This is a genomic window from Paraglaciecola mesophila KMM 241, assembly GCF_000315015.1.
Lineage (GTDB): Bacteria > Pseudomonadota > Gammaproteobacteria > Enterobacterales > Alteromonadaceae > Paraglaciecola > Paraglaciecola mesophila.
In genome coordinates, this window is sequence record NZ_BAEP01000015.1 from 1 (window position 1) to 6,316 (window position 6,316).

6 protein-coding genes are annotated in these 6,316 nt (G+C 42.8%); all 6 read right to left on the reverse strand.

Annotation, left to right across the window (positions count from 1 at the left end; all coding sequences use genetic code 11):
* Positions 1 to 723: TniQ family protein (locus tag GMES_RS03945; protein ID WP_039986493.1), on the reverse strand; the 723-nt coding region annotated here is incomplete at its 3' end.
* A complete protein-coding gene (locus GMES_RS21985) occupies positions 717 to 1,667 on the reverse strand; it encodes a TniQ family protein (RefSeq protein WP_006991284.1) in 951 nt (316 codons plus the stop codon). The genes GMES_RS21985 and GMES_RS03945, both read right to left, overlap by 7 nt.
* Positions 1,664 to 3,094, reverse strand: coding sequence for an ATP-binding protein (locus tag GMES_RS03955; RefSeq protein WP_006991285.1), 1,431 nt, complete (start codon positions 3,092 to 3,094; stop codon positions 1,664 to 1,666). Before GMES_RS03955 ends, GMES_RS21985 begins: the two co-directional genes overlap by 4 nt.
* Positions 3,095 to 3,104: 10 nt before the next feature.
* Entirely contained in the window at positions 3,105 to 5,288 is a 2,184-nt protein-coding gene (locus tag GMES_RS03960) for a TnsB C-terminal domain-containing protein (protein WP_006991286.1), read from the reverse strand.
* Between the two features lie 12 nt (positions 5,289 to 5,300).
* Complete coding sequence (locus GMES_RS03965; protein WP_039986497.1) at positions 5,301 to 6,128, reverse strand: TnsA endonuclease N-terminal domain-containing protein; 828 nt, start codon at positions 6,126 to 6,128, stop codon at positions 5,301 to 5,303.
* Positions 6,118 to 6,316 (reverse strand): hypothetical protein (locus GMES_RS22755; RefSeq protein WP_226990242.1); only part of this gene is annotated, 199 nt, incomplete at its 5' end. The genes GMES_RS22755 and GMES_RS03965, both read right to left, overlap by 11 nt.

Genomic DNA, 6,316 nt, shown 5'->3' on the forward strand with positions numbered 1-6,316 from the left:
AAATGCTTTCACTGCCATAGCCCAATTAAATTGATGTACCGATTCTTTATCAGTACAAAAGCCACTTTGCCTTAGCCCATGTCTATAGCACTTTGCGAGTCGTGCTTGGTCGAACCCCGCCCCATTGTGACTTAACAATTCATCGCTAAGCGATGTGAACAGCCGCTCTTTATCAGAAGGTACGTCACCTATTGAAAGCTCATTTTGCGACTGAGGGGGCAGTATTAAATCCCTTCTTTTATACAAAATCGAAAGCAACCTACACCCGTGCAGTGGGCAGGTTTGAGTGAAAGGAAGTTGATGATTCACATGCCAGTAAGCCACACCAAATTGATCCAAATCATTATTTGCACAGAGCGGGCAATATTTCAGCGTTGGTGTTTGGGGTATTCTGTTGGCTAAAAGCGATAATTGACTCTGTAATGCCCCGGTAATTCCGTGCAACATTTTCGCCCTTAAATCTTCTCTACGGTTTGTAGTCAAGAATGCAGAGAAATAGGGAAACAGAGAATGTTCCAGCAAAAGAACGTCCGCGCTTTCCTCTGTTAATCGAGCAATTTGCGGAATATAGCTCGGAAAAGCCGTGTGCATCTGACAATGCGCTTTACCAACGAACTCATGTAAGAACTCCCGGGAAGAAGGGTTTATACAAATTAGCCAATTCCTCACGATATAGCTATATAGCGTTTCGCGTGGTAATAACACCATTCTATTCATTACCATCGGTTGAATTCTCCAAACGAGTCGACACCAAAAAAGCGAAGCCAAAGTAAATGTGATAGCGGTGACACCTTAGTTGGTGTATTTATAGTTGTGTGAAGACTAACTGCGTTGTCATACTCAAAAGAAAAGTTTTCATCAAATAAGCAAGATGCGCCTGACTTCAGTGCCCATTCACTAAATAATGGTTGGTAGTGGATGTGCTTTTGAACTAAACCAAGTCGCTTACCTTTAGTTAACAAACTCACGCAAGCACCAACTACATGGTTCATGTCATATTTGTATCCTGGGTTGAGAATGCCTTCACTAGAACGGTGTAATTCTAAGCCTCGATCCTGAACCCACCTCAAATTGCCTCCCAATATTTTCGTGCTCTGCGTTATTTTCGAACGACAAACCGAACAGCACTCTGAGGGGTTCGAAACCTTTTTCAAGTCTCGTATTGCGAACCCGCACTGGCTACATGAATTAAGAAGTTTACTTGTTGTGTGCTTTGGACATGTTATTGCTGTTGGGAGCTGATGAGCTACGTGCCAATATGCAACCCCTATATTTGAAGTATCTTCTTTTACACATTCATTACACCAACGCCAGGCTTTTGAGCTTGCTAATTTAGAACAATGTGCTGCTTTAAGTTTTTGGTGCTGAGCCTTCCCTTTTGTTCTCAAATAATCTCTGACATGTTTTTGATTGAGTGAATGAGAATAGAACCCCATCAAGGAGTGCTCTTTGAGTATACGTTCCCGTTCTTGAGCACAATTAATGCTCTTAAGTACGACTTGCAATGCTGGTGATAAAATTGATTGGGTAGTGAGTGACACATTTGTACTCGTTAGTGCTCGCTGTTCGACCTCAACACTTCGCAATACATTAAAACGCAATCTGCGCGCAAACATTGAAAGAACATGTTCGCCAGGGAAGAGATGCGGAAAGAATGTGTTTTTCATGCGCCCTCCTTAGCGAATCCAGTTGGGATGTCACCTTTTAAAACATCATCGTCCCCCTCGATGGGGTTGATAATTTTCTCCCCTTTAACCACTTCCGGTACCGTCGACCTTGCAGCGGCTTTCGCTGTTTTTTGCTCATTATTTGTGAATGCAGGGTTCACTTTTGAATGCGATCTAACAGATTTTTCATATTGCTCGTGCATCCCTTGGCGTAGCATTTGCATCGCAGGATTAATCAATGAGAACTGGTTTTTGTACACACTTCGAAGAAGCCTGATTTCAGTGTCAGCGGAATAACGTTGATGCTGCTTTGTGGATTTGTCCATTAGCTCAAACTTGAGCTCATAAAAGAGCCTAGCAAGACGCGTCATGATAGCCGGCAGTCCGCAGCTCAGAGAAAAGAATACCTCTTTAAACCGTGCAACATCTGCATCACTTAGTTCTGTTAAACCCCAAGGAAAAAGCGCTTGAAATAGCGAGCAGAAATAATCAGAGTCAAGCTTATGAGTACTAAAGCGAAACTCTCTGTCGCTGCACATGCGACGTGTAGTTGTCATGTTGGGGGTGAGTGACAAGCCATTGTGAATGTCAGGTCTAAATAATGAAACACCGTCGCTTGTACAGCTTAGTAAGACAGGAATGCCGATTTTGTTGAACAAAGCTTCAAGCACAGTCATGTTCGGAGCATCTTTGCTCTTCGCGTAATTCAACATGAACTGCATTTCATCAATATGAATGAGGCCGAGCGAGTGGTTTTCAGCTGTCATTCGCATAGCATTTAAATGTTGGTCGACTGAAAGACGGTTTTTATCTTTCCAGCAGTCGTAATAATCGGTACCACACGCTTCATCGACTGCCTGGAAAAAGTTTAAGGCCAGTGCTTTTAGGCTTGGTGTGGCAGGCAAATCAATAGAGAGCCAAACTAGTTGGCTTTGTTTGAAGAACTTGCTGTCATATTGAGAATGCTCTATGACTTGCTGGAAACACGACAAGACATTGCGAATAGCCGTTGTTTTACCTGTACCGGATACCCCATGCAAAAGTATACTTGGCGCCGTCGTTCGTTGAACTGGCAATGCTGTCAAAAATTTTGTCTTGTTGTGAAACTGCTCTCCTAGGCTATGCTTCAGCGCGTTTGACTCAGCCCCCGCAGGGTTTCGGTGCTTATAAGAAGTAAGTAGCATCGTTGCGCACTTATTATAAAGTGAGGTGAATTGAGGCAGGGGCACATGGATTAGTGATAATTCTTGCACCAAAGCGTTTTTGTAAACACTTGGTAACCCCATAACATTTACATCATTATCAACTTTGCACGTCATTCGCTTTATCAACGCATTGACATCAATTTCGATGTGCAGTGCTTCGATTAGCGGATTTCCACTTAAACTTTCTAGGGGGTGTTTGTTGTAAATTGCTTCATTACTCATTCAGATTTCCTTATCCGTAAAACTCTTCATCTAGATCAATCAAGCCTTCGTCATCTAGTCGACCTAAGTCCTGCTCCATAGCATCTAAGCTTTGTTGAAACTGTTCTGCTTCTCTTTGCTGATTGATCTCTTTCTGGTGTTCTTGGCGGCCAGAAATATTTGGCTGCATTGACTTACGATTGCTCGGTGGAATTCCGTTTGTTGCTTCGCGAGCACTGCGTTCAATTTGCTTATTGGCACCATCGCGCTTGGCGCGCTGATGACGTTTTACTTCTCCAGCATCAAATCGTTTCTGCTTATAGTATTCATATAAGTGATCTGCTATTTCCCACTGAGCGTCTAAAAATGGAGAGCCATTGTTGACGTTCTTAATATCAAATCGAATATATTGACCACTAGGAGTTTTGTGCCAAATATGGCTGCAGTTTTGATGTGCTCGTTTTACCGTAATGGAGTATCTTCCTGAATGTGCAGCTTTACTGAAAAACCCAAGATGTCCAGCCTCTTCGGATGAATACATTATCCCGCGAAATCGCACGCCGTCTTTTTGAACGGTCGCTTTTTCTTCAGGCAGAAACCCCCAGTTAACACTTGCAATATCTTCTGAGGTAGTCGGCCTGCCACCATCCATATCTTTTTCTAAGCTATGTTGAAATAATGCTTGTGGCGAGACATCTATATCATCAAAAACAGCCTGCCAATTAAATTTGCTGAGCCTTTCCGCCGAGTTATTATGATAAATAATCTCATGGATTAGCTTCCCTACCACTTCCTCGTAAGAGTAAAGAGATTGATTTGAAGGGTGCTGCTCACCTCTATCAATGTCTTTAAAAATAGAGCCAGGTTGGTGATGCACCATCGTGTTGTTCAACACGTTAAACGTACCCTCTACAGTACCTTTAGCATCCCCTCTGTAAATTGCAGTAAAGTTAAACGCTTCTACACCAAGCTCAGCCTTGAGGACACTTGCGATTAATGCATTGGGATACTCATTTCCATTGTCGACCGTGATTTGACGAGGGATATGTTTTGCTGGCCAGTCGTTTTCTTCAAGATTTACCCCGAATTTTGCAGCAAACTCCACTTTATCTGTGCACGCATTAACAAGAGCTTGGGCGGCACCAGACCAGTTTGGCCCATCGAACCCCAAATAAAACCCGGTGATCATTGTTGAATAGACATCAATGACTATGTACAGCACGGGTCGACCCATCGTAAACCTTCCCGATTTGTCATAGGGGTAGCGTACATATAGATCTAACACGGTGGCATCGATTTCATATCGGTCGGTAGCTCCAAGTACACCATCCAGACTACTGCCCTGCTTAGCCTTAAAATCTTTATCGAATCTCAGTTGACCAACAGCCTTCTTGATGAGCAGCTCAGGACTAACTAATTGTTTCAAGTGGTATTGGAATTGCTGGTAAGAGATACATTCTTCCTTAGGATGTGGATGAAAATAGACTGACGTATCGCACCCGACTTTCCGTTGCAACTCACTTCGTTCGAATTCATCTTGGTATTTTTCGTGTGCCATTTTCAGTGAAAATTTTCCTTTTATCCGGCGCACTGTTTTCAAAATGTTTTTCTTATCTTGATTGGTTATACCGCGACTTTTAGAGCGTGAAAGGGAATTATCTGCTTTCCCACGGCCACGCTTTATTACCACCTCAGATGGTTTTTCGAAATGGCGATAATTAGAGCCCACGTTCTTTAAATTGAAGGGTAATAATGCATTTTCATTGCAACCAAATGTTATGAAACGATTTAGCGCATTATAAAAGGCTCCACGGCTGTTCCAGCTTTCTGTTAATGGGATCATTCTATCAATTTCTTTGCTGACACCATCACCGTAAAGATACTTATTGAGCATCACTTCTGAGCACAATGGCGCTATTCTTCGATATTTTTCGTCACGCTTGTGGATCCACTTAGCACGTTGAAGCTCCTTAAGTGAGACATCGGAAAACGTCATTTCTGGTGGAAATGAATATCGTTGCTTTGATAACTTCAGTTTTGAAACTCTGTTTAAAAGCGCCTCTCGGTGAACTTTTTCTGGCTTCGGTGGATGAATTGCATTAAATGCCTCATTCATATTCGCTATCGCAAACCATTTCCCACAATGACTGACATGGCAGATATAAAACGAATGCTGCTTACTGTCATTAAATAGGTGCAACCCTGCATACAACATCTGCGCCTCTCCTTATTCAAATGGCAACAGTTGCACAGGACGGAATGGGCGCAGGTGAGAATCTTGTGAAATCAGGATATACGAGTGATATACACCAAACTTAAAAAGGCGCATTGCCTGTGTCGCAGAGATGCCAATTAACCTTCCCAACTCTGTACATAACACTTGCAATTGCTTGGTTCTACAACGGTCCCATTGAGAATATAAAGCATCGATGAATATTCCTAACAGCCCATCATCGACTTCCATGTCACGACAGTCTTCACAAAACCGTAAATTCCAAAAATGCTCCTTGGTCGCGTGTTTTTCTGTAATGATTCGGTACTTTACTCCCCTGCGCGCCCAGTATTGACGCTCAATTTCGAACTTTTGAAAGGTTCGCCAGAACTTAGGACCAGGTGTTGAACCATTTTCATCTTCGAACATTTGGCTGGTATATTTGAACGTGTAGGCGACTCGCTGCATTTTTCCGACGACTTTACGGTCGACAACAAAATCAGTCGTCATCACAGTCGCTTCGCGAGTTTTGTAATTGCGTGGGTGCAAGTATCCAAGCTCTGCAGCTATCACCATCGTGTCATCAATGTCGAGTGCATATTGTTCTCTCACTGCGCACGTCTCAGGCATTGAAAGCAAAATTTTGTATGCTCTTAATTCGCCATCACTCAGCAAATGAACTTCACGGTTTTGAACTGGGCAATACACCCAGTGTCTTCTGCCAACTTTGTTGACCTTTCTTACTGTTAGAAAAGGCTCATATTCGCTCTGAATACCACGTTTCCATTGGTTTAGACGAGTTACTGATTTAGCTGATAAGGTGACTTGTGAATTATTCATCATTAAGCCCTCCATAACACTGAGTCGGTAAAGGGCGAAACTCACCGCTGGCATGGTGCTTCATAGCAAGCGGCCATAGTATAATTCGAGCTGTGAATAATGGTTGAGCAGAATCGGTAATGCACTTACGTTGACTAAAACGCTGCACAAAACAAAACTCAATTGGAAAATGATCAGTTGCAAGGCACACA